This window comes from Soonwooa purpurea, assembly GCF_053891095.1.
This window is the reverse complement of the sequence record NZ_JBSSMA010000016.1, coordinates 1-21,962: the sequence shown is the minus strand read 5'-3', so window position 1 is coordinate 21,962 and position 21,962 is coordinate 1. Positions and strand designations below refer to the sequence as shown.

General features: G+C 34.5%; 20 protein-coding genes and 1 tRNA gene. 7 read left to right on the top strand and 14 right to left on the bottom strand.

The features are described 5' to 3' along the window. Nucleotides 1–15 precede the first annotated feature (15 nt). Both ACVFVN_RS12850 and fsa read left to right on the top strand, forming a co-directional pair. A complete protein-coding gene (locus ACVFVN_RS12850) occupies nucleotides 16–1,398 on the top strand; it encodes a tetratricopeptide repeat protein (RefSeq protein ID WP_456235578.1) in 1,383 nt (460 codons plus the stop codon). Nucleotides 1,399–1,482: 84 nt separating this feature from the next. Further along, the gene (gene fsa / locus ACVFVN_RS12845; RefSeq protein WP_165130476.1) at nucleotides 1,483–2,136 is read left to right on the top strand and encodes a fructose-6-phosphate aldolase; all 654 of its coding nucleotides are present in this window, start codon (nucleotides 1,483–1,485) and stop codon (nucleotides 2,134–2,136) included. Nucleotides 2,137–2,191: 55 nt separating this feature from the next. Here fsa and ACVFVN_RS12840 read toward each other — a convergent pair whose 3' ends face one another. The 7 genes from ACVFVN_RS12840 to ACVFVN_RS12810 form a co-directional block, all read right to left on the bottom strand. Further along, a complete protein-coding gene (locus tag ACVFVN_RS12840) occupies nucleotides 2,192–3,022 on the bottom strand; it encodes a GLPGLI family protein (protein WP_456235577.1) in 831 nt (276 codons plus the stop codon). A 76-nt stretch (nucleotides 3,023–3,098) separates the two neighbouring features. Further along, a complete protein-coding gene (locus ACVFVN_RS12835) occupies nucleotides 3,099–5,123 on the bottom strand; it encodes a M56 family metallopeptidase (protein WP_456235576.1) in 2,025 nt (674 codons plus the stop codon). Further along, complete coding sequence (locus ACVFVN_RS12830; RefSeq protein WP_456235575.1) at nucleotides 5,123–5,482, bottom strand: BlaI/MecI/CopY family transcriptional regulator; 360 nt, start codon at nucleotides 5,480–5,482, stop codon at nucleotides 5,123–5,125. The genes ACVFVN_RS12835 and ACVFVN_RS12830 overlap by 1 nt, the downstream gene beginning before the upstream one ends. Before the next feature lie 243 nt (nucleotides 5,483–5,725). Then, nucleotides 5,726–6,319 (bottom strand): HD domain-containing protein, encoded by a 594-nt coding sequence (locus ACVFVN_RS12825; RefSeq protein ID WP_456235574.1) that lies wholly within the window; start codon nucleotides 6,317–6,319, stop codon nucleotides 5,726–5,728. Nucleotides 6,320–6,324: 5 nt separating this feature from the next. Beyond that, entirely contained in the window at nucleotides 6,325–7,017 is a 693-nt protein-coding gene (pepE, locus tag ACVFVN_RS12820) for a dipeptidase PepE (protein ID WP_456235573.1), read from the bottom strand. A 363-nt stretch (nucleotides 7,018–7,380) separates the two neighbouring features. Continuing rightward, nucleotides 7,381–9,795, bottom strand: a complete 2,415-nt coding sequence (locus tag ACVFVN_RS12815; protein WP_456235609.1) for a TonB-dependent receptor plug domain-containing protein — start codon at nucleotides 9,793–9,795, stop codon at nucleotides 7,381–7,383. A 282-nt stretch (nucleotides 9,796–10,077) separates the two neighbouring features. Continuing rightward, complete coding sequence (locus ACVFVN_RS12810) at nucleotides 10,078–11,100, bottom strand: 3-oxoacyl-ACP synthase III family protein (RefSeq protein ID WP_456235572.1); 1,023 nt, start codon at nucleotides 11,098–11,100, stop codon at nucleotides 10,078–10,080. 223 nt (nucleotides 11,101–11,323) lie between these two features. Between ACVFVN_RS12810 and ACVFVN_RS12805 the strand changes: the two genes are divergently transcribed. Continuing rightward, nucleotides 11,324–12,232, top strand: a complete 909-nt coding sequence (locus ACVFVN_RS12805; protein ID WP_165130462.1) for a CorA family divalent cation transporter — start codon at nucleotides 11,324–11,326, stop codon at nucleotides 12,230–12,232. A 48-nt stretch (nucleotides 12,233–12,280) separates the two neighbouring features. Here ACVFVN_RS12805 and ACVFVN_RS12800 read toward each other — a convergent pair whose 3' ends face one another. The 5 genes from ACVFVN_RS12800 to ACVFVN_RS12780 form a co-directional block, all read right to left on the bottom strand. Continuing rightward, nucleotides 12,281–13,819 (bottom strand): serine hydrolase, encoded by a 1,539-nt coding sequence (locus ACVFVN_RS12800; RefSeq protein ID WP_456235571.1) that lies wholly within the window; start codon nucleotides 13,817–13,819, stop codon nucleotides 12,281–12,283. Between the two features lie 78 nt (nucleotides 13,820–13,897). Beyond that, nucleotides 13,898–14,812, bottom strand: coding sequence for a ribonuclease Z (locus ACVFVN_RS12795; RefSeq protein ID WP_165130458.1), 915 nt, complete (start codon nucleotides 14,810–14,812; stop codon nucleotides 13,898–13,900). 9 nt (nucleotides 14,813–14,821) lie between these two features. Then, nucleotides 14,822–15,400, bottom strand: coding sequence for an RdgB/HAM1 family non-canonical purine NTP pyrophosphatase (gene rdgB / locus ACVFVN_RS12790; protein ID WP_456235570.1), 579 nt, complete (start codon nucleotides 15,398–15,400; stop codon nucleotides 14,822–14,824). A gap of 10 nt (nucleotides 15,401–15,410) precedes the next feature. Further along, complete coding sequence (locus tag ACVFVN_RS12785) at nucleotides 15,411–16,235, bottom strand: CPBP family intramembrane glutamic endopeptidase (RefSeq protein ID WP_456235569.1); 825 nt, start codon at nucleotides 16,233–16,235, stop codon at nucleotides 15,411–15,413. 2 nt (nucleotides 16,236–16,237) lie between these two features. Then, complete coding sequence (locus ACVFVN_RS12780; RefSeq protein ID WP_456235568.1) at nucleotides 16,238–17,284, bottom strand: ABC transporter substrate-binding protein; 1,047 nt, start codon at nucleotides 17,282–17,284, stop codon at nucleotides 16,238–16,240. Between the two features lie 47 nt (nucleotides 17,285–17,331). Here ACVFVN_RS12780 and ACVFVN_RS12775 point away from each other — a divergent pair. Further along, a tRNA-Arg gene (locus tag ACVFVN_RS12775) sits at nucleotides 17,332–17,405 on the top strand. On the opposite strand, the gene ACVFVN_RS12770 is transcribed toward ACVFVN_RS12775, so the two are convergent. Together ACVFVN_RS12770 and ACVFVN_RS12765 are read right to left on the bottom strand one after the other, a co-directional pair. Then, nucleotides 17,371–18,933, bottom strand: a complete 1,563-nt coding sequence (locus ACVFVN_RS12770; RefSeq protein ID WP_456235567.1) for a recombinase family protein — start codon at nucleotides 18,931–18,933, stop codon at nucleotides 17,371–17,373. The two genes, ACVFVN_RS12775 and ACVFVN_RS12770, sit on opposite strands and share 35 nt — an antisense overlap. Nucleotides 18,934–19,032: 99 nt before the next feature. Further along, nucleotides 19,033–19,248, bottom strand: a complete 216-nt coding sequence (locus tag ACVFVN_RS12765) for a hypothetical protein (protein ID WP_165130450.1) — start codon at nucleotides 19,246–19,248, stop codon at nucleotides 19,033–19,035. 493 nt (nucleotides 19,249–19,741) lie between these two features. Between ACVFVN_RS12765 and ACVFVN_RS12760 the strand changes: the two genes are divergently transcribed. Genes ACVFVN_RS12760 through ACVFVN_RS12750 form a run of 3 tightly spaced genes read left to right on the top strand, consistent with a single transcriptional unit; the run spans nucleotide 19,742 to nucleotide 21,781 of the window. Then, entirely contained in the window at nucleotides 19,742–20,161 is a 420-nt protein-coding gene (locus tag ACVFVN_RS12760) for a single-stranded DNA-binding protein (protein WP_456235566.1), read from the top strand. A 43-nt stretch (nucleotides 20,162–20,204) separates the two neighbouring features. Beyond that, on the top strand, nucleotides 20,205–21,278 hold the full coding sequence (locus ACVFVN_RS12755) for a DUF932 domain-containing protein (RefSeq protein WP_456235565.1): 1,074 nt from the start codon (nucleotides 20,205–20,207) through the stop codon (nucleotides 21,276–21,278). 59 nt (nucleotides 21,279–21,337) lie between these two features. Beyond that, entirely contained in the window at nucleotides 21,338–21,781 is a 444-nt protein-coding gene (locus tag ACVFVN_RS12750) for a JAB domain-containing protein (RefSeq protein ID WP_456235564.1), read from the top strand. Nucleotides 21,782–21,962: the final 181 nt, after the last annotated feature.

Sequence of the window (21,962 nt, the reverse complement as noted above, 5' to 3'; positions counted from 1 at the left end):
TTTTAATATAATCATATGAAAAAACTATTTTTAAGCTTAACAATTATAGCAGCCTCGCTGTCTTATGCTCAAAAAAAGGAAATTTCTAATGCTGTTAAAGCGGCAGATCAAGGTGATGCCAATACAACTGCCTCAGAAATTTCTAAAGCAGAAGCTATTTTTGGAGATAAAATTTATTTATTAGAACCGTCTTTACAAGAACAATACTATTATGCAAAAGGTTTAGGTCTTGTAAAATCTGGAAAAATTGCAGAAGGCGCACAAATTTTGTCAAAAATAAGTGATTTAGGAAAAGCAACAATCTACACAGGAAAAGACAATGACAAGAAGAAAGTCTATTTTGTAGGTAAAGAAGCAGCTGACAAATTTGGAGCTGAACTTTCTCTAAAAGAAGAAAAATACACACCTTCTTTGGCTAGCAAACTAGGAAATCAACTTAACGCTTCTTATCAATCTACAAACAAGCAAGCCTACGATTTATACCAAGCAAAAGATTTCGCTGGTGCTGCTAAGTTGTTCGAAGAAGCTTATTTTTTATCCAAAGCCGCTGGTGCTGAAAATCAAAACCTGTTGTATTCATCAGCTGTTGCCTATGCTCAAGGAAATAAAAAAGAGGAATCTTCTAAAATTTTTGATCAGTTAATTGCAATGAATTTTACTGGTGTAGAAACTATTTACACCGCAAAAAGCAAAAAGTCAAACACGATTGATAATTTAGATAAAACCACCTTCGATCTTTACAAAAAGATGGGAGCTACGAGCGATTATACAGACTTCAAAGAAGAGAGAACAGCAAGTAAAGAAGAAGAGATTTATGATATCCAATCGGCTTTATTAATGGAGTTAGAAAAATATAACGAAGCTATTGAAGTTACGCAAAAAGGATTAAAAAAATTCCCTAATAATGCTAAATTAGCAAATACGCTAGGACTCGCTTATTACAAAGCTGGCAAAACTGAAGAGTTCGTTACAAGTTTAAAATCTCAAATTAGTAAAAATCCTAACGATGCTATTGCTTATTACAATCTAGGGGTTATCTATAGCAAAGATCCAGCAAAACAAAAAGAAGCTGAAGAAGCTTTTAATAAAGCAATCAGCATAGATCCTACTAATAGAACAGCCTTTACCAATATGGTATATTTAATTATGGGAGATGACGAAAAAGCAATTAACTCTTACAACGAATTAAGAAAAGCCAAGAAAATCGATGAAGCTAATAAAGTAATGGAACAAAGACGTGCAAGATTTGCAAAGGCTATTCCATACGCGGAAAAAGCCTATGCATTAGACCCAAAAGATGCTGACATGGTTTCACTTCTCAAAGCCTTTTACAACGCAACGCAAAACACTGCGAAATTTAATGAGTTCAAAGCTAAAGAAGCAGAACTTAAAAAATAAAAAAATTGGGAGCCTCGGCTTCCAATTTTAGTATAACAGAATATTTAAACTATCTTTGTAACTAAGATTATTAAAACTAAATAAATGAAATTTTTTATCGACACTGCCAACTTAGAGCAGATTAAAGAAGCTCAAGATTTGGGAATTTTGGATGGTGTTACAACCAATCCTTCGTTAATGGCAAAAGAAGGAATTGCTGGTAAAGAAGCTATCAACAAACATTATGTGGATATCTGCAACATTGTAGATGGTGATGTATCAGCTGAAGTACTTTCTACAACTTATGATGAAATGATCAAAGAAGGAGAAGAACTTGCGGCATTACACGAAAGAATCGTTGTTAAAATCCCAATGATAAAAGATGGTGTAAAAGCTTTAAAATACTTCTCTGATAAAGGTATAAAAACCAATTGTACATTAGTATTCTCAGCAGGTCAGGCTTTGTTAGCAGCTAAAGCTGGTGCAACTTATGTATCGCCTTTCTTAGGAAGATTAGACGATATTTCTGTAGATGGTATCGAGCTTATCCAAGATATTAGAACAATCTATGACAATTATCTTTTTGACACTCAAATTCTAGCAGCATCTATCAGAAACCCTATTCATATTATTAATTGTGCTAAAATAGGTGCTGATGTTATCACTTCGCCAATAGCTTCAATTCTTAATTTGTTGAAACATCCTTTAACAGATAGTGGACTTGCGCAATTTGTAGCAGACGCTAAAAAAATGGGATAATTAATCCTAACATTGATAAAAAAAGCCAAAGTTTTGAACTTTGGCTTTTTATTTATTAAAAACTTAACTCGATGTTATTATTATCTTTTTTAAGATCTTCTTTCATTTTGACTTCGCGCTCTTTTATCCATTTTTTATTATCGCCTTCTGCACCCATCATAACAACAGCACCCATCGTTGCTTGTTTCAAACCTTGTGTTGGATCTTTTGCATAATCGGCTAACAACTTTTGATATTGTTTTAAACTAAGCGAAATTTCATTTCTTGGTTTTCGAACCGCACTAAATTCCTCAGAACTCAGATTCTTAATACCTTTTAATTCTAAAATATGAGATTGCGTTTGGTCTTCAATTTTAACAATAAGTCCTGGTAGTCCAGCAAACTTGTAAGGCCCATCCTGCAACGGAATTTCTGTCGCGAACCAAGCCTTCCAATGTCTTCCACCAAAATCCAAAGTCGCCTTTTGCGTTTGCCACTTCCCTATTTGTTGTTTTTCGGGGAGAATGTTCCAATTCATTTTTCGATCCTCAAGAATTTTGTAAGCATCCATTCCAATTCGTGTATGTAATTCTGTTCGGAAATCTGGATAAGTTTTTGAAACCGAATAACGTTCTGCATCTACTCTCATATTTGGTTTGATGTTAATAACGCCCGTAGCTTTCAGCTGCATTTCCAGATTGGCCCGAACTAAAGAATCTGAATGAAAAGCTGTATAACTATAATAATTGGAAGCTTCTTTCGAGGTGTCGAGGTACATTATTTCGGTGCGCTGACTGGTTTTGTTCGTAGAATCTTTTATTAATTTGTATTCGTAAATGTAGCGTTGATTTTGAGAAAGTAAATTTAAACTCATCAAAAAACTAAAAGCTAAGAAAACTGATTTCATGTATTCTGTAAAATGGGTTAAAAAAAGCCCCATTTAAAATTAACTAATGAGGCTGATTATTGTAAATTTAATGTGATTATTTGGTTTCGATTTTTATTTCACCTTTGTCATTGTACTTGTTGACGTTCACACTTTTGATATCTTTTGGACTTATTTTGTCCATTTCAGATTTAGAAACTTCTTTACCATTTATAAAAAACTTCATATCTCCGGAAGTATAATTTCTAAAATCGCTGCCATTAATCTCAGATTTGCTATCATTTTTATTAATCGAAATACCGTTATTAAATCTCGGAATTGTCATGGCCTTAGCATTAGAAACAATCCAAGGACGATCAACAATCAAATTATTAGCACCAAGTTCTTTACGTTTTTCGTTGAGTTTTTTCTGAAGTTCTTTGACTTCTTTTTTCCGCTTTTCGTACTGACGTTTTTCTTTTGGCGTCATTTCTCTGCCGAAAGCAACATCTCCAAAATTAATGTCTTTCAATTCAAAAGTTGGTAAGTCTTTTAATAATTTTTTAACTTCTTCATTATTAAATTTAAAATCATCAAAATTGATATCCTTCAATTCAAAAGCCTTTGCTAGATTAGCATCGTTAAAGAAATAAACATTGTTTCCGCTTTTTTTAGCTTCTTCAATTTTCTTTTTAAACTCCGAAGAATTGACGCGTTTTTCAATTTCTGAAGCACGTTTCTCCATAGCCGCCACTTTCTTTTTCCATTCTGGAGAGTTATATTTGGCTTCCATCTCAGCCGCACGTTTCTCCATAGACGCCACTTTCTTTTTCCATTCTGGAGAATTGAATTTGGCTTCCATCTCCGCCGCATTTTTTTCTATTGCTGCCACTTTATTGATCCACTCTGTTGAGTTATAAAAATCATCGATTTGTTTTCCGTATTCGTCAGATTGCTTCAAAAGATTTTGATAACGCTCAGAATTAATAATATTATCCGCTTGCAGATTTAGAAAATCAATTTCTTTTTCTTTATCAACAAATTCTTGCGTATCGGTTTTTTTATTTTTAATCAATTCGTTAATCGCTTTATTTTTATCAGCTATTTTCTTATTGATATCCGCAATCATTTGATTATCCTTAGAAATCTGTTTTGTGGTTTCTGTCAATCCGTCATGGGCTTGGTTAACTTTGTCGGGCAAGATGTTGGTCTCCACTACAATGGCTGTATCTTTTTTAATTTGGTCAACAGCTTTATCAATTTGTAGATTGGTTGTTTTAATTTCGTTGTTTTTCGCATTTACGAGGTACGCGAAAGATAGCATAAACAGTAGCGGCAAAGCAAAAATCCTGCGCGCATAACTGTATTTGGTTTTACTTTTTGTAAGCATTTTTAATCTTTTTTTGAGGTTAGATGATAAAAATGGACTTGTAGCTGGAATTGTCGTTCCCGGGAAGTGACTTTCCAAAAGCATCTGCGCAAATGCTTTGGTGTCAGAACGTTTTACAGCTTTGTTGTCCGCTAAGTATTCGTGTATAAGATTGATTTCTCGGTTGATTATGTAGAACAAAGGATTCATCCAAAATATAGATTTCGCAATTTGCATGAAGAGTTTGTCCCAAGTGTGTTTTTGTTCGATATGGACCATTTCGTGTTTTAAAATCTGTCGTCCAACAGCAGATTCCATTTGGATAGAATTTTTCCAAAATAGATTCCTAAAAAACGAAAATGGTGCTTCTTCCAAATTGGTTTGATAAAACTTAATGCCTTGCAATTCCTCATGAGGAAAAGATTTTTTGATATGATTAATTCTTAATAAACCTAAAAGAAGTTTTGCTAAAAATAGGATTGAAACCAATCCAACAATAGCATAAAAAATTTGATAAATACGGAAACCATGTTCTGTAGAAGTTGTTTGAGATTCTTGTAAATTTTGTATTAAAAACATTAATTTCGGGTTGATATCAATGGTAAAGTAAGACAACTTTAACAACGGCAAACTGAAACTAATAAAGACCGTCAACAAAAGATAAAAACGATTGTAATGATGAAAGGTTTTATCTTTCAGAAACCACAGATAATAAGCGTACATCACCGCAGAGCAAACCATCATCTTGATGAGATAAAGTAAGAAAGCGTCCATTAGTCCTTGTTTTTGAGTTCGTCTAACAGGTGTTCTAAATCTTCAACACTTATTTCGTTTTTTTCAACCAAAAAAGAAACCGCGTTTTTGTAAGAACCTTCAAAGTAGTTTTTCACCAGACTTTTGATGCTTCTGCCACTGTATTGTTCCTTGGTAATCACTGCAAAATATTCGTGTTGACGTCCGTGGGTTGTATAATCGACAAAACCTTTCTCCAACAAAATCTTCAAAATGGTGGACACCGTATTGGTATGCGGTTTTGGTTCTGGAAAAAGTTCCAAAATATCTTTTAAGAAACCTTTTTGGATGTGCCACAAATATTGCATTACTTGTTCTTCGGCTTTTGTTAATTTATTCATAGTCAGTTCTTTTAAAAGTCAATCAATCTTATATCACTAATTTCTTAGTAATACAAATGTAAACTAATTTTTTATTCGTACAACTATTTTTATAGTTAAAGCTTGTTAATTTTTTTTAACCCTATTTAGAAGGAAATACAAAAGCATACTTCGAACATCAATTATTTTATTAAAACTCTATAAATCAATAGTTTAAATCTTAATATTATTTAAACAAAAATGGATTAGAAATAAGAAAAATATTTATTCCTGAATTAATAGATTTTGATCCAAAGCTTTCTGCAACAAAATATCAAAAGCCTCGCCCATTTCGTCGGACGCTTTTTTGATGGCATCTTCCAACATATTACGGACCTGATTTTCTTTAACCTTGGCTTCTGTCCAGCTTTTCCCGGAAGTATGCGTGTTAAGTATAAAAGGCATAATACGATCTATCGAACAAGCAAAAATAGCATCTGGCGTTTTTTCTTCCTCGAATTCTATCCAGAGATTGTAAAACTCATCTGCTAAATGTTCTCCTAAAATGCCAAAAATCTTGCGAGCAGCAATTTTCTCACGTTCGAACTTGCCTTCCATGACATTTTCATCAAACAAAAAAGTATCACCAGCATGGATCTCCACAAGATCATGAATTGACAACATACGAATCACCCGCAGCAAATCGACATTTCCCTTGTCTTTCGCATAAGGATAAAGTATCTGCGCAAGAATCACGATTTGCCAGCTGTGCTCTGCCGTGTTTTCCCGCCGCGAATCGTCAGCGTTATAATTTCTTCTGTTAACATTTTTGAGTGCGTCAACAGCTAGGATAAAGTCTATTTCTTTTTGTAATTTCATTTTTTTTATAATTCAGTTCCAACTTCAATTTCGTACGGCATTTTTCCTTGTTCAAAAATCCTTGTAAGATGTGTACCTTCTACTGTTATCTTGTCTCCTACACGACGAATCCAGTTGCCTTCGCGAAGTCCGACAACTTTCAAATCGTTTTGTGTTAAAAATTCGAGGATACGCGTTTCTCTGGTTTCACCATTGTGATGCAAATCTGGATTTGGATCCAAATAATGTGGATTGATGTTGAAAGGTACCAATCCCATACAGTCAAAACTCGATGGATAGACAATCGGCATATCGTTGGTTGTTCTCATATTAACACCGCCAATATTGCTTCCTGCGCTACAACCTAAATAAGGCTTTCCTGATTCTACATTTTGCTTAAGAACGGACATGAGGTTGTTTTCATGTAAGTTTTTTACCAACAGAAAAGTATTTCCTCCTCCAGTAAAATAAGCTTGGGCGCTATTAATGGCTTCGATTTTGTCATTAAACTCGTGAAGTCCTTTTACTTTTTTACCAATCGTTTCAAAAAAAACAGCGGCCTTTGCAGTGTAATCTTCATGCGATATTCCACCTGGACGGGCAAATGGCACAAAAAGGATGTCGGTGACATCTTGATAAAGCTGTTCTAATTCTGATCTTAAATACTCTAAATATTCGCCTCCATACAAGGTTGACGTCGATGCTAATATAATGTTCATTTTTATTTCTTTCTAAAATGTAATTTCTTGTTTCTTGTTTCTAATTTCTTGTTCCTTGTTCCTTGTTCCTTGTTCCTAGTTCCTAGTTCCTAGTTCCTAGTTCCTAGTTCCTTGCACAAATTTCGGGAATATGATTCAATTACATCAGGAATATTTCACTTTTCGCATAAGGGATGGAAGCGGCATCCTTTTTTGGAACGAGGCGGCGGAGCGAAGCGAAGCCGACCGAGTGACAAAAAAGATACAGCGGACAGCCCGACCGAGTGAGGAACTGGAGGCGCGGCGTAGCAAGCGCCGGAAGTTACCGAGCGAGGATATGCCCAAAAAAATAAAAGCTTCGAAAATGTTTCGAAGCTTTTATTGCTATAGTTTAAATTCTAATTTCACATTGAAGAATCGTCCTGTCAATCGAACCGGAACTGGATAATATCCCGTACTATTAACATCGTTAATCCATTGATTAGCAACTGTATTATTAATATTAAAGGCATTGAAAATCTGAACACCCAACGTCAACTCGCGGAAGTTAGACCAAAATCCGCCAACCACTTTATTGTCTTTTTGATCTATAAATACTTTTGTCAAACCGATGTCAACACGCTTATAAGCAGGTAAAGTTCTTTGATAATTATAGGCTGCCAAATAGTCTGGTTGTCCATTATCATCAAACATTACTGGAGTCCCAGAAGGTAATCCGCTAGCATACGTCAATGTCAAGTTAACCCGCATACTCGGGAATTTTGGCATATAATCTTGATAGAATAATGAAAATCTGAAACGCTGATCTGTTGGTCTTGGAATGTAACCTTTGTTATCAATATTTTCATAAACCCTAGCATAACTTGCGGAAATCCACGAGTCAACCCCTGGCACAAACTCACCGAACAATCGCGTATCTAGACCATAAGCATAACCTTCCGCATTGTTTTTACCAGAATAACGAATTCTTACATTATCTAAATAATAAGGAATCAAATTATCAAATTTCTTATAATAAGCTTCTGTTGTCAATTTGAATGGTTTTGAATCGCGGTTGCTTCCCAAACGGAATTCGTAGTCGTTGCTTAAAATAATTTGGTAAGAACGTTGTGCTTTGATGTCTGAGTTAAAATCTCCATTAAGGTCTTTGATCTCTTTATAGAAAGGCGCTTGGTAATATACACCTCCGGTTAACTTAAACAACATGTCCATATCCCAATTCGGTTTTATAGCAAACTGTGCTCTTGGACTAATCAAGGTTTCTTTATTAAAACTCCAGTTTTGCATTCTCACTCCAGCATTGACAAATACTTTGTTGTCGCCCCAATTAAATTTTTGAGAATATTGTGCATAAGCCGAAACTCTCGTCGCATCGATATTATTAGCGCCTGCGATAAGGTATTTTAGTTTTAATGAAGATGCATCCAGACTTCCTGGAAGTACAAAATCTCTCGGCACATTATAACCTAACGAGTCCACCAATTGCCATTCGTTGGTATTGTCTTGTAATTTTTCTTTTTCGAATTTAACGCCAACTTCAAAATCGGTATTCACATTTGGGGAAAAACGTGCTTTCGCCTGCGTGCCCATTGTGCGAACTCTCAGATCATTTCTGGCATGATCGATTTGTCCTCCCGCATCGTAAGTTGCCACTGGATCACCAGTTTCTGGATCGAATGCTTGCAACATATATCCCGAAGCAATGCTGTAATATTCGCGCTCACGGTTTTGATAAGCAAAAGCATCAATCCCAATATTCCATTTTTTTGTAGGTTTATAGTTAAGGCTCAAAGTTCCCATCATATTTTTATACTGGTCATCTTCTTTACCGTTGTAACCCACCGTCAAACGAATTGGTTGTAATAATGATCCAAAATCAACATCTTTTTGTTTTGGAATCATCTCGTAATCGTTTTTAGAAAAATATCCTAAAAATGATAATTTTAGTTTGTCATTAAAATCATAATTGATGTAAGACTGTATGTCCATATATTGTGGATTGAAGTCTGTATCTTCATTTAGCGTATTCAATACCAAATTGGTATTTCTATAACGTCCACTTACCAATGCAGAAAACTTTTTATCCTTGCTTGCACCACCAACGGTCAAACGTCCACCAATAAGCGATGCTTCTCCAGAAACCTCGAATTCTTTCGGTTGTCTGTAATAGATATTAAGCACAGACGACATCTTATCACCATAGCGCGCTTCAAAACCTCCGGCAGAAACATTAAGAGATCCCACCATATCAGGATTGATGATACTCATCCCTTCTTGCATAGAATTACGAATCAAGAAAGGTCTATAGATTTCGACATCATTGATGTAGATTAGGTTTTCATCGTAGTTACCACCACGCACCATATATTGTGAACTGAGCTCTGTATTGGAGTTGAATTGGGGTAAAGTTTTAATCAAACCTTCGACACCTCCAGAAAGCGAAGCTACAATTTGAGCTTCACGAGGCGAAATTTCTATCGAGCTAAGATCATTAGATTTTGGTTTAACTCTTTTTTGAAACACCACTTCTTTGATCTCATTAACCTTATTAACAGGCAAAAACAAAATATTTAAATTCTGCGTTTTTGGAGAAGTCGGGATACTTTTAGTAAAAGATTTGAAATCTTCTTTCTCAACAGAAAGGCTTGTAACCTGGTCTGCTAAAGGAATTTTAATAAAACCCTTGGTATCGGTTTGGTATTCTTGATTGTTATAAGTGACTTTTGCTTGCCCAACTGCGTTACCATCTTCGTCCAAAACTTTTAAATTAATTTGAGAGAAAACAGCCAAAGGCGTCATCAAAAGAAATAAGGAAATATAATTTTTCAATGCTTCGTTTTTTTGGTCGTTAAATATACGATTAATGTTGAGTATTTAAAATCTAAAAACGTGTAATAGCATAAAAAGATTGTCTGGTAAAATAATTTTTATAAATCTTCTTGTCATAAAATATCATGTATGCTTTTTTGAATGGAATTAATAATGCTAAACTATATTATCTAAACAAAAAAGTCGGAAGATTGTTCCCCCCGACTTTGACTTACAAAAAGTCTATTTTATTAAAACTAAATTTCTTTAAAATTAATATTCAAACAAAACACTTCCCCAAGTAAATCCACTTCCGAAAGCTGACATACATACCAAATCGCCGCGTTTCATACGACCTTCTTGGATAGCCTCGCTTAGAGCAATTGGGATAGAAGCCGCCGTTGTATTTCCGTATTTTTGAATATTAATAAACACCTTTTCGTCTGGTAATTTTAACAATTGCTGAACATATTGCGCAATACGAATATTAGCTTGATGTGGAATTAATAAATCCAAATCGTTTAATGTTTTTCCAGCTTTGTTAAGTGCTTCTAGGATACTTTCTGGGAACCTTGTCACCGCATGTTTGAAAACGAAATTCCCATTCATCACAGGATAAAGATCTTCCGCAGTAATAGCGTCTGGTTCTGTTAACAATCTATCCGACCAGCCAAATTTGGATCCCGGGAATTTAACAGCCAATTCTTCCGCATATTTCCCTTCCGAGTGCATGTTAACAGCCAAAATACCTTGAGCATTCTCATCTTCTGTTGCCGATAAAACCACCGCGCCAGCGCCATCTCCAAAGATAACCGAAACGCCACGACCACGATCTGAAAAATCCAAACCAAATGAGTGAATTTCTGCGCCTACAACCAAAATATTTTTGTATGTTCCTGAAGCGATCAAGGCATTGGCAACACTCATTGCATAGACAAAACCCGAACATTGGTTTCTGACATCCAGTGCGCCAATATTATCGCAACCTAACATTTCTTGCAACAACACACCATTTCCTGGAAAAAAATAGTCTGGAGATAAAGTTGCAAAAATAATATAATCGATATCTTTTGCTGTAAGATTAGCATTTTTAATAGCAATTTCTGAGGCTTTACAACCTAAAAAAGCGGTTGTTTCTTCGCTGTCATTTCTATTCTTACGGTGACGTCTTTCTTTAATACCTGTTCTTTCGGTAATCCACTCATCATTGGTTGCCATTAACTTTGACAAATCATCGTTGGTTACTATATTTTCAGGAACGTAATGTCCTACACCTATAATTTTACTTTTAAACATGTTTTAAGTTTATAAATAGTTATGCAAAAATAATATTTTATTTATTACATAATAACTTATTTATAATTTAATACCAATATTTACATTTTATAAAATTAAAAAACCAATTCTAGCAAATAACACACACATCATACAATATAACCAATATTTAATTAAATAAATGATAATTATTATCCTTTACATAAAAACACCAATTTTTACAAAAAATATTTAGCTTTGCGCTATGGCAATTGAAAGTATTTTAAAAAACGAATTTTGTGAATGGCTCGATGTTGAAATGGCAACCGAAGAAGATTTAGCTTTTCTGCACAATCGTTATCACATCAACAATCTCCTTTTAGAAGATACTATAGACCCGAATCACCTTCCTAAATATGAAGAAGTTGATGAAGTAAAATTCTTCTTGATGCGAGAAAACACCGACCTTGAGCGCCAAAGCCTGAACTCGATAAGTGATGTAAGTACCAAGCTGAGTCTTTTTGTATTACCGAATCTCATCATCAGCGTGCATCGTATGAAAAGCAAAAGCATCCGCGAAGTGGTCGAAGAAATTGAGAAAAAACCCGAATTAAAAAATACAATAAAACCCGATAAACTCTCACTAAAACTTGCCCTGCAAGTCATGAAAACCTACGATGACGAAAGCCAGCATTTGCTGGAAGTTCTGGACAATATGGAAAACGAAATTTTTCTTAAAAACTCCAACCAAACCAATCAAATTCGTCGCCTGTACAAACTAAAACGCAAATCGGGACTCAACACAAGAATCTTAAATATTTCGTCGGAATGGATTAACAAATTTCATACTTTGGAATTGGAAGATGTGGAAGTTATGGACCTTGTGGACAAGCAGAAAGATGCAATAGCAGATTTTGACCACCTCAACGCGCAAACTACCAACTTGATATCGATGTTTTTGGCATTGTCCGATCAAAAAGCCAATCAGGTGATGAAACTTCTTGCCATGTTTTCGGTTTATTTTTTGCCACTAACTTTCATTGCAGGATTGTACGGAATGAACTTTGAAAATATGCCAGAACTCAAGAATCCTTACGGTTATTTTGCAACTTTGAGCGTGATGGCTTTTATTGTTATTGTAACATTTATTTATTTCAGAAGAAAAAAATGGTAAACCTGTTGATTTACCATTTTAATTATAATAATTGAATTTGCAATCGCATTATTTCACTTTCTTCAAATCCAAATCGCCAAAGTCAAAACTAAAATCGGTAACATCAGAAATCGGTTTCATCGTTGCGGAAGTCGCTTTTGCATTTTCATCAAAATTTAACACAAAAAATGCGTCTGCATCGTAACTTCTGTCGTCCCATTTGACCACAAACGTATTATTATTGTAAGACAACAAATCGCCTTTCAAACGCGGAGAAGACTTGCAATACAATCGGTATTTTTTGCCTTCTTGTTTTATTTCAACATCACCAAACCACGCATCTCTATAGGTTCCTACAAACTGTTCTGATTTTAGAATATTTGATTTTTCAGCAACTTTAACCTGATCATACACCTCTTTCTTTTGTTTGTTAAAACGTTCTTCAGCTTTTTTCATTCTTTCAGAATAAGTTTTGAGCCAATTACGATCCTCAATACCGAGATAGCTATCTTTAATAGCATTGGTTACCGTAGAAAATGCGGCGCCAGATTGTTGATTGGTCAACACCACAACACCGAGTTTTAATTCTGGGATTAAAGTAAACAAAGTTACCGTCCCAATAAGTCCACCACTGTGCTGAACTTGTAATTTGCCTTTAACATCCGTCAAAAACCAACCCAATCCATAACCATAAAATTTGGAATCATAAGGATTTTTGGGTGCCACTTTATCTGAAATTTGCAAAGACCAAAGCTCATGCGCATTTTTCTCAGAAACCAAACGTTCTCCGTTTTTCATAACAAAATTATTCAACAGACAATCTGCCCACGTCGTCATATCTGTGATGTTACTCATGATACCGCCTGCTGCATTGGCTGTTTCGTTCCAATCATGCGGAACCGCAATGGCTTTTCCGTCAACTGGTGCGTGGGCATCGATTATATTTGATGAAGATTTTGCTCGATTATAAGATCCAAAACTAGAAGTCATCCCGACTGGTTTTAGAATTTTTTGCTCTATAAAATCCGCCCAAGAAAGTCCACTAATTCTTGTAATAACTTCTCCAGCGACAATGAACATAATGTTGTTATATTCAAGTTTTGTTCGGAAAGAATGATCTGGTTTCAAATACCGAACATTGTGCACAATATCTTTGATTGTTTGTGTTCCGCCTTCTGGAAAAAACATCAAATCGCCTTGTCCTAGACCAAGTCCAGTGCGATGGGTAATAAGATCACGAATCGTAATTTCTTGCGAAACATAAGGATCATACATCTGGAATTCTGGGATAAATTTGGAAACTTTGTCGTCCCAATTCAATTTACCTTCATCAGCTAAAATAGCCAATGCTGTTGCCGTAAAACCTTTAGAATTGGAAGCAATCCCCACCAAAGTGTTGCTATCCATAGGAAGATTATTCTTCAGCGATCGTACACCGAATCCTTTAGAATAAACCATTTTACCATCTTTTACAATGCCGACAGACATTCCTGGAACATCGAAAGTTTTGATGGTGTTTTTGATAATTTCGTCTAGCTTGACTTCTGGCAATTGCGCCCAAAAAGAAGACGTTGCCAAAACGAACATTAGCATAAATCTTTTCTTCATATTTAATAAATTATGAAGTCAAAGATATTGAATAAAAGCTGTAAAATAGAGACTTTCTCTTTCGAAAATACCGAATTGCTAAAGCTTAATTGGTTCTAAAGCTTTTGGAAGATAAGAATTGGGAAAGATTTGGCGCGCTTCGTTAGTCATTACTGTAAGATCATCATAACGATTTGAAAAATGCCCCATAATCAACTTACTGACTTCTGCTTTTTTCGCAATTGTAGCTGCTTCTAGTGCTGTTGTGTGGCCTGTATAATCTGCCATTTCTTTCAGTTCGTGAAGAAATGTTGATTCATGATACAAGACATCAACATGTTTTATAAGAGGAATAATATCTTCTTTATATCTTGTATCACTACAAAAAGCATAAGAAACCGAAGCTTTGGGATCAGTTGTTAATTCTTGATTTGGAATTACACTTCCATCTTCGCAAACGAAATCTTTTCCATTTCTAAGATTTTGATAATCACAAATTTCGATTTCCGAATATTGCGAAATAGCATGCATATTAAGATGGCGTTCTTTTGGTTTTTCCTTAAACAAATAACCATTGCAATAAATACGATGGTCCAAAGGAATTGTAAAGACTTCTACTCTTTTGTCTTCATAGATTTTTTCGGAAACTTTTTTGTCCAATTCATGATAAATAAGCTCGAATCCACGGTAGGTTTCTGTGATTGTAAAAATCGTTTCCAACATTTTCTTGATACCTTTCGGCCCGTAGATATGCAAAGGATTAGTTCTTCCCAAAAGTCTGAAAGAAGCGATTAATCCTGGCAATCCAAAACAATGATCACCATGAAGATGCGATATAAAAATATGATTAAGTTTTGAAAATCGAGCTTTAGCTTTCCGTAATTGCACTTGCGTTCCTTCGCCACAATCGATGAGAAACATACGCTCTTCCATCTCCAAAAGTTGTGCTGTTGGTGAAGAATTAATCGTCGGAATTGCGGAATTAAATCCTAATATGGTAAGATAAGTGCTCACAAATTTTAATTACAAAGGATTAACAGAAAGGTAGTCCAAAAATTTTTTAAGCGCTTCGCTTCTGTGGCTAATTTTATTTTTTTCTTCTGTCAGCATTTCAGCAAAAGTGGTATTATGATTGTCTGGCATAAATATCGGATCATAACCAAAACCGCCACCACCAAAGGCTTCTTTTGTCAAATTACCATACACGCGTCCTTCGAAATAATGTTCGCCAGTTTCGTCCATCAAACACAAAACAGTTATAAAATAAGCACGTCGATTGGTCTCTTCTTTCATTTCTTCCAAAACTTTTTTGATGTTTTTTTGAAAGTCATGATCGCCTGCATAACGCGCCGAATAAATTCCGGGGCGACCATCTAATGCTTCAACCACCAATCCACTATCATCACCAAGGCTTGGTTTTCCAGTTTTTTCAAAACAGTATTTTGCTTTAATCAGTGCGTTTTCAGCGAAAGTGTTTCCGTCTTCAATAATTTCTTCATTAAGATTATAATCGTTAAGACTTAATACAAAATAATCTGATCCTAATATTTGTTGAATTTCTTCTTTTTTGTGAAGATTATGGGTAGCTACCAATATTTCCATCGTGCATAAATTATCCTTCAAAGATACTAGCTTTTCTTTTAAAATAAACATTTAGAGCCAACATAAAAACATTAAAAATCCCTGCACCAATCATAAAACTATAAATCGGATCAATAGAGAGAATGGTTTGTGATGTTTCCGCGCCATACTTCATCATTAGCAAAGCTGAAATAAGATTATTAAAAGCATGCAAAAGTATTGGCAACAATAACGACTGCGTTTTTTCATAGATTAATCCCAAGACAAGTCCCAACAAAAAAGCCCCTACAAACTGCCAGGGATACACATGAAAAGCACCAAAAACAAAAGACGAAATCAGAATTGCAACTCGGGGATTAATCCCATTTTTTACAATAGATTTTTGAATAACACCACGGAATAATACTTCTTCTAATATCGGTGCTAAAATAACCGTTAACAAAATCATCGTAACATTATCCATTGCCAACGACGACATTTGCATTACAAAACTTTTGTACAATTCTCCAAAAACAGGACCTGTTGTTGGCACAAAAGTCACCAAAGATTCTGCCATCAACATCATCCCAAACATACATGGAAATGCTAATAAGTACACTAAAAAAGAATTCTTTTCAAAATCAAATTGTAGTTTTAGCTTGTGCGGTTTTAGAATAAATAAATAATAAAACAAAACTGGGAAAGCCATGCTGACACTATAACCAACAACCATAAATACAGGCGATGCCGCATAGTCGATATGTAAAAAATATAGACAAGCTACGCCCAAAAGAGCGATTATCATTTGTCCAGCCAAAAGTCCTAAAAACAAAATGACGGCGGCAAAAAAATTAAATGGCAGTATCGTAGATTTCATCGTTATTTCAATTCTTTAAAATAATAAAGATTTTCGTTCGGGAACAATTCGGGGTGGAAAATATTGATATAATCTTTCAAAACCAAATCGGCGCGCACATTTCCACTTTGGAAATAATCGTTTGCCAATCCATGTTCGCGATTGTTTATCATGTATAATTTTCCGTTTTGGAACACCTTCATTTTAGCATAATTGGCGTTGATATTTAGCATTGCTTTTTTACTTTGGTAAGACCCAATATTAACCCAATATTTTGCTTGTTCTGCTTTTTTGAAAACCTCTTCAAAACTTAACGGAATTGCATTGACTTCCTGATTATCCGACAAAATATAATTAGTATTGGCATCTTTAAAATAAATAGCTGCAGATGATTTTCCGCCAGGCAAAAACCATTGATTGCCGTAGATTTCGTTACACAAAACAACGGGTTGTTCCGTCGCTTGTTGCGCTAGATTTCGCAGTTGATGATAATCCTCCTCTATCTTTTTATAACGTATTTCCGCTTCTTTTTTAACATTAAATAACTCTCCAAAAAGCAATAAATATTTACTCTTACTTAATGGAGACGTTTCCAAATATTCGTCTAGGAAAATAACTTCGATGTTTGATTGTCTCAAGATATCATAAGTATTTCCGAAACTCGGAACGTAGTTGGTAAAAACCGCGTCGGGCTGCAAAGCAATTATTTTCTCAAGATCATATTTTTGTTCATTTCCTACATTTGCTATTTTACCCGTTTCAACTTTATTTCTGATACTATCATCAAAAATATACTCGGGACTAGAGATTCCAATGATTTTATCAACCAGATTTAACTCCGAAAAATAACCCAAAAGCGAAGAATTGAGAAGAACCACTTTTTTTAAACCTAATTTTTCTGTGTCGATACGATTTTCGAATTTTCCAGTTTTAATAACCAAATCTGAAACTTCGTAGCGATAACCCAATCTGTCTGAAATAGTTATGAAATCACCCAGTTGTTTTTCATTTTTTTTCTGACAAGAGATAAGAAATAAAAAACAAAATAAATTTAAAAAAATTGCTTTCATATTTCAAAGTAAAGAAAATATTGCTATATTTGCAAACCGAAATACAAGGCCTCGTGGCGCAACTGAATAGCGCATCTGATTACGGCTCAGAAGGTTACAGGTTTGAATCCTGTCGAGGTCACAAGACCGACATTTGTAGATTTTACTCTCTTATGTCGGTTTTTTTTATTTCCTAACCCATTGTTATACTGATAAATACATTGAGCAACTATGTTCATTTTAGGTGTTTGAAAACTTTTTCCGTCAAATTCGACTTTTTGGGGAAATATCAAACACCCTATCGTCCTTTTTGTTTGCAAATCGCCCTGCTGATAGAGGTTTACAAGATTTTCCATTGAATCTAATGCATTTTCTATTTTTGTCTTGATGTCAAGTTCTTTGCTTTCTGCAACAATGTGCTGAAGTTCCAATTCCAACTGTTCAATTTGGGTTTTTGTGAGATTTTTTATCTCTTTATAGTCATCCTCATCCAATTTATCAATTAGATATTTATCTCTTGCATTGGCCACTTTTTCATTAAGCAAATTAATCTCTTTTGAAATAGATTTTCTTTTCGAATCAATATCAAAAGTGAATTGTTTATAATTGTCTAAAAGTATTTCTTTCATCAAGTCTTTGATGATTGGATTGTACTCTAATTTTGAGATTTCTGTTTCAAAAAGTTCATTCAATTTATCAGAATCAAATCTAAAACCACACTTGTAATGACAATGATAGTAGTAATACGTTTTTGATTTCCCTTTAGCACCACTTGCAGTAAGGTTCTTGCCACATCTTGGACACGTAAGAAGACCTCGAAGCGGAAACCTCTCATTACCTAAAACCCTCCCTCCAGGACCTTCTACTTTCCTTTTCTTGTCCATTATCTGCTGAACTTGATAAAAAAGTTTTTCACTTACAAGTGCTTCATGTTTCCCATCAGTATAGTAAGCCTCTTCTTGCTTATAGTCCTCTATATATATTTTACCGCAATAGACAGGGTTTCTCATAGCTTTCGCAAATGCACTCCGTGACATTGATACACCATCTCTTTTATTCATTTGCAGTCTCACGTGGTCAGCTGGAGTATGTCCTTTTGAAATCTCATTAAATGCCCAGACGATATTTGATGCCTCTGGTTCTTTTATAGCAATGTATTTTTTACCATCTTCTTGACTTCTATTTATATAACCGTAAGGAGCGATTCCCATTAATCGACCCTCTTTTTTTGCTCTTCGCATTCCGTGGAAAGTATTCAAAGCTCTTCGGTCATTTTCTACCTCAGGAGTCGAAAGATAGATTGCCAGCATGAGTTTATTTTCAGGAACCGACATATCCAAAGGCTGTTCAATAGCCTGAGGAACAATATGATTTTTTTGCAGTAAACTTATCATTTGATAAGCATCCCCAGTGTTACGACTGAAGCGATCCCATTTAGTAAATAAAACTAAACTGCTTTTATGACTTTTTCTCTTAATCTCAGTGAGATATTTTTTCCATTCAGGACGTTCAAAACTTTTAGCTGAGTGATCTTCATAGATAACCCTATTAATAGCTATATCGTGGTTAGCACAATATTTTCTTAATCTTTCATTCTGATCTCTTTGTGAATAACCTTTTTCAGCCTGTTCATCGGTTGACACCCTTATATACAAATCTGCAATAATCATAATTGTATTGATTTCGTTAAAATTTAGTTTAGGAAGCATCAAAGAAATTGTGATGCTATAGAAATTCATCATTCCGATATACAGCTAAGATACAAATTATCAATCAGATGTAAAAAATTCTTTGAGCGTAAGTTTTACGATAGTATATAAAAATTCCATAATTTCTTCTGCCTCATCTCTATTTATTTCATAACCAGCCTTATTAAGCAACTGCAAAGCTTTTTCCGGTGGAATTTTCTTTAACTGTATTGTTGGAATGTATGTATCGATTTTAACTTTTTGGATGTTTTGTTCCTTTGATATTTCTCTCTTCATGACAATCTTATTGAGAATTGTATCTCAATAATTGTAATTTAGAAAAGCAGCTATATCACTTTATTTTTACTTCTTTGTAAGTCATGAATTGGCTTTATTTTTCTAACATTTTTAAATTATAATATTTTTTAAAAGTAAGAGTTCACCAAAATTTATAAAAGAACAGAAAGTAAATTCTACAAATATTTATTGAGATAATATTGTAATAAATATTTTCCATAATAAACCGGTAAAAAGGCAGCTAAGGTATATAGTTCATCCAATTCTTAATTCCAGCCAAAAGACTACGGCATAAACGGTTTCCTCCCTAAAGGTACCCTCCAATTATTCCGTTTCCTCTTGGCTTTTCCTATTGCCCTATAAGATTATCTGCTTTCTTTTTTCCGGTTTTTCTTTTGAAAAATATTAAGCGAAGCCTTGCGAGGCTTTTAGAGAAAGGGCGGAGAAGAGATTGTGAACAAAGCAAAATGTACAATCTTAAAAAAGCAATGTTATGAACATTATCGGAAGACTGACAAGAGATGCGGAGGTCCGTACACTGTCAAACAAAAAGCAAGTAGTAAATTTTTCAGTTGCTACCAATGACAATTATCGCAATAAACAAGGCGAACGAATTGAGCAAACAGCATACTTTGATTGCTCTTACTGGATTTCTCCAAAAGTAGCTGAGATTCTCACTAAAGGGGTATTAGTAGAATTAAGCGGAAGAGCTTACACAAGTGCATGGATTGGAAAAGATGGGGAAGCACACGCAGGATTAAATTTCCATACCTCACAAATCAAATTTCATGGAGGAGTAAATAAGTCAGATGCTACTAAAACGGCTTCTAAAAACAGTCCTAAATCAGCAAAGACTAAAGCTCAAAAATCAACGTCAGACAAAAATGAAAAGGATGACAATTTACCATTCTAAAAATATTCTCAAACATTTTTCTAATTTTTAAAATACAAACATAATGGCACATAATTTAAATTTCAACAGCAGAACAGGAAAATATTCATTTTTCACAGTTAAAGAAAAAGCTTGGCACAACTTGGGTCAATTGGTAGAAGAATATCCCACAAGTGCAGAAGCAATAAGATTTGCAGGTCTAGATTACAAGGTCGAAAAATCTGCATTGTTTACAAAAGGTTCAGGCATCATTGAAACAGATGATAACATCATTATGAATGATTCTGAATTGGAAGTTACTAATTATTTTGCAAATATCCGAACAGATAATAATACTGTTTTGGGTGTAGTGGGAAAAGATTACCAAATTGTACAAAACCGTGAAGCGTTTTCTTTCTTTGATTCTATTGTAGGTGGTGGAAATGGTATTTTATATGAGACTGCAGGAGCTTTGGGAAATGGTGAGCGTATTTTTATTACCGCAAAACTTCCCGACTATATCCGAGTTGGAAACGGTGACGATATTACAGAAAAATACATTTTCTTGACAACTTCACATGATGGGAGCGGAAGTATTACCGCCGCTTTTACACCTATTCGTATTGTTTGTCAAAATACTCTAAACGCATCTCTTAAAAATATGAGCAATGTCATAAGAATCAGACATACCGCAGGAGCTAAACAACGTTTGGAAGATGCTCATAAAGTTATGGGATTAGCCAATACATTAAGCACTCAATTAGAAGAAACATTTAATTATTGGGCAAAAATTAAAGTCGGTGACGATGAAATGAAAAAATTAATTCAGTTGGCACTCTGTCCCAATAAAGAAACTTTAAAACATCTGCAAAAAGGAAATCTTGACGAGCTGTCAACTGTTTTTAAAAATACTGTTGATGATGCTTTTGCCTATGCAATGATGAGTGACACTCAACAAATGGAAACCACAAAAGGGACTTTATTCGGTGCTTATAATGCGGTGACAGGCTTTTATCAGAATGTAAAAACCTATAAAGATGATGAAGCTAAACTAAAGTCTATTGTTATGGGTGGAACAGCTCAAATGAAATCACAAAAAGCTTTTGAACTATGCGAAAAGTTTGCAGGTTTTGGAGCTGATTCAATTTTAGTGAACTAATTTTTTAATCACTGCAATTACGGGAAAAACAAATCTCTGCCGTAGTCAGAGTACAAAATATGAAATTCAATATCGTAAACGAAATAAAGTTAAGCTATTCAAGAAAAGGAAATTGTGAAAGATTAATTACTACTTCACGGGATGCGGTCAAAATTTTTAAAGAGCATTTTGACAGTGATGAAATGGATTACCGAGAATCTTTTTTTGCCCTTTACTTAAACCAAGCAAACAGAGTTTTAGGAATAAAGAAGATTTCAGAATCTGGAATATCTTCAACGATTGTTGATGTCAGAATCATTATGCAAGCAGCACTTTTGTGCAATGCATCAGGAATTATTTTAGCACATAACCACCCATCGGGAAACTTGAAGCCATCTCAGGAAGATTTAAAAATGACGCAGAAAATAAAAGAGGCTGCACAGTTTTTAAATATTCAATTGCTCGACCATTGTATATTAAGCTCTACAGCTTACATATCATTTGCAGATGACGGACATTTGTAATTAGTAAAGAAAAACAGACGGCAGAAAATTTTGCCGTCTGTTTTATTTTTTCGAGACACTATCCTATAAAGTGTGTAAGTTAAAAAGTTGGGCTTAGATTTTATAATCTGAGCCTTTTTTCAAAAATAAGCATAAATTGGTTAAGAACAATACCCCAATTATGAATAGGCATTGTCCATTT

What these genes read in the sequence shown, in the direction of transcription:
- pepE (WP_456235573.1), bottom strand. Translation starts at nt 7,017, where the DNA reads ATGAACATTATATTAGCATCGACGTCAACCTTGTATGGAGGCGAATAT.
- ACVFVN_RS12760 (WP_456235566.1), top strand. Translation starts at nt 19,742, where the DNA reads ATGAACATTATCGGAAGACTGACAAGAGATGCGGAGGTCCGTACACTG.
- ACVFVN_RS12840 (WP_456235577.1), bottom strand. Translation starts at nt 3,022, where the DNA reads ATGAAATCAGTTTTCTTAGCTTTTAGTTTTTTGATGAGTTTAAATTTA.
- ACVFVN_RS12835 (WP_456235576.1), bottom strand. Translation starts at nt 5,123, where the DNA reads ATGGACGCTTTCTTACTTTATCTCATCAAGATGATGGTTTGCTCTGCG.
- ACVFVN_RS12785 (WP_456235569.1), bottom strand. Translation starts at nt 16,235, where the DNA reads ATGAAATCTACGATACTGCCATTTAATTTTTTTGCCGCCGTCATTTTG.
- fsa (WP_165130476.1), top strand. Translation starts at nt 1,483, where the DNA reads ATGAAATTTTTTATCGACACTGCCAACTTAGAGCAGATTAAAGAAGCT.
- ACVFVN_RS12770 (WP_456235567.1), bottom strand. Translation starts at nt 18,933, where the DNA reads ATGATTATTGCAGATTTGTATATAAGGGTGTCAACCGATGAACAGGCT.
- ACVFVN_RS12815 (WP_456235609.1), bottom strand. Translation starts at nt 9,795, where the DNA reads ATGACGCCTTTGGCTGTTTTCTCTCAAATTAATTTAAAAGTTTTGGAC.
- rdgB (WP_456235570.1), bottom strand. Translation starts at nt 15,400, where the DNA reads ATGGAAATATTGGTAGCTACCCATAATCTTCACAAAAAAGAAGAAATT.
- ACVFVN_RS12830 (WP_456235575.1), bottom strand. Translation starts at nt 5,482, where the DNA reads ATGAATAAATTAACAAAAGCCGAAGAACAAGTAATGCAATATTTGTGG.
- ACVFVN_RS12825 (WP_456235574.1), bottom strand. Translation starts at nt 6,319, where the DNA reads ATGAAATTACAAAAAGAAATAGACTTTATCCTAGCTGTTGACGCACTC.
- ACVFVN_RS12755 (WP_456235565.1), top strand. Translation starts at nt 20,205, where the DNA reads ATGGCACATAATTTAAATTTCAACAGCAGAACAGGAAAATATTCATTT.
- ACVFVN_RS12780 (WP_456235568.1), bottom strand. Translation starts at nt 17,284, where the DNA reads ATGAAAGCAATTTTTTTAAATTTATTTTGTTTTTTATTTCTTATCTCT.
- ACVFVN_RS12850 (WP_456235578.1), top strand. Translation starts at nt 16, where the DNA reads ATGAAAAAACTATTTTTAAGCTTAACAATTATAGCAGCCTCGCTGTCT.
- ACVFVN_RS12750 (WP_456235564.1), top strand. Translation starts at nt 21,338, where the DNA reads ATGAAATTCAATATCGTAAACGAAATAAAGTTAAGCTATTCAAGAAAA.
- ACVFVN_RS12810 (WP_456235572.1), bottom strand. Translation starts at nt 11,100, where the DNA reads ATGTTTAAAAGTAAAATTATAGGTGTAGGACATTACGTTCCTGAAAAT.
- ACVFVN_RS12765 (WP_165130450.1), bottom strand. Translation starts at nt 19,248, where the DNA reads ATGAAGAGAGAAATATCAAAGGAACAAAACATCCAAAAAGTTAAAATC.
- ACVFVN_RS12800 (WP_456235571.1), bottom strand. Translation starts at nt 13,819, where the DNA reads ATGAAGAAAAGATTTATGCTAATGTTCGTTTTGGCAACGTCTTCTTTT.
- ACVFVN_RS12805 (WP_165130462.1), top strand. Translation starts at nt 11,324, where the DNA reads ATGGCAATTGAAAGTATTTTAAAAAACGAATTTTGTGAATGGCTCGAT.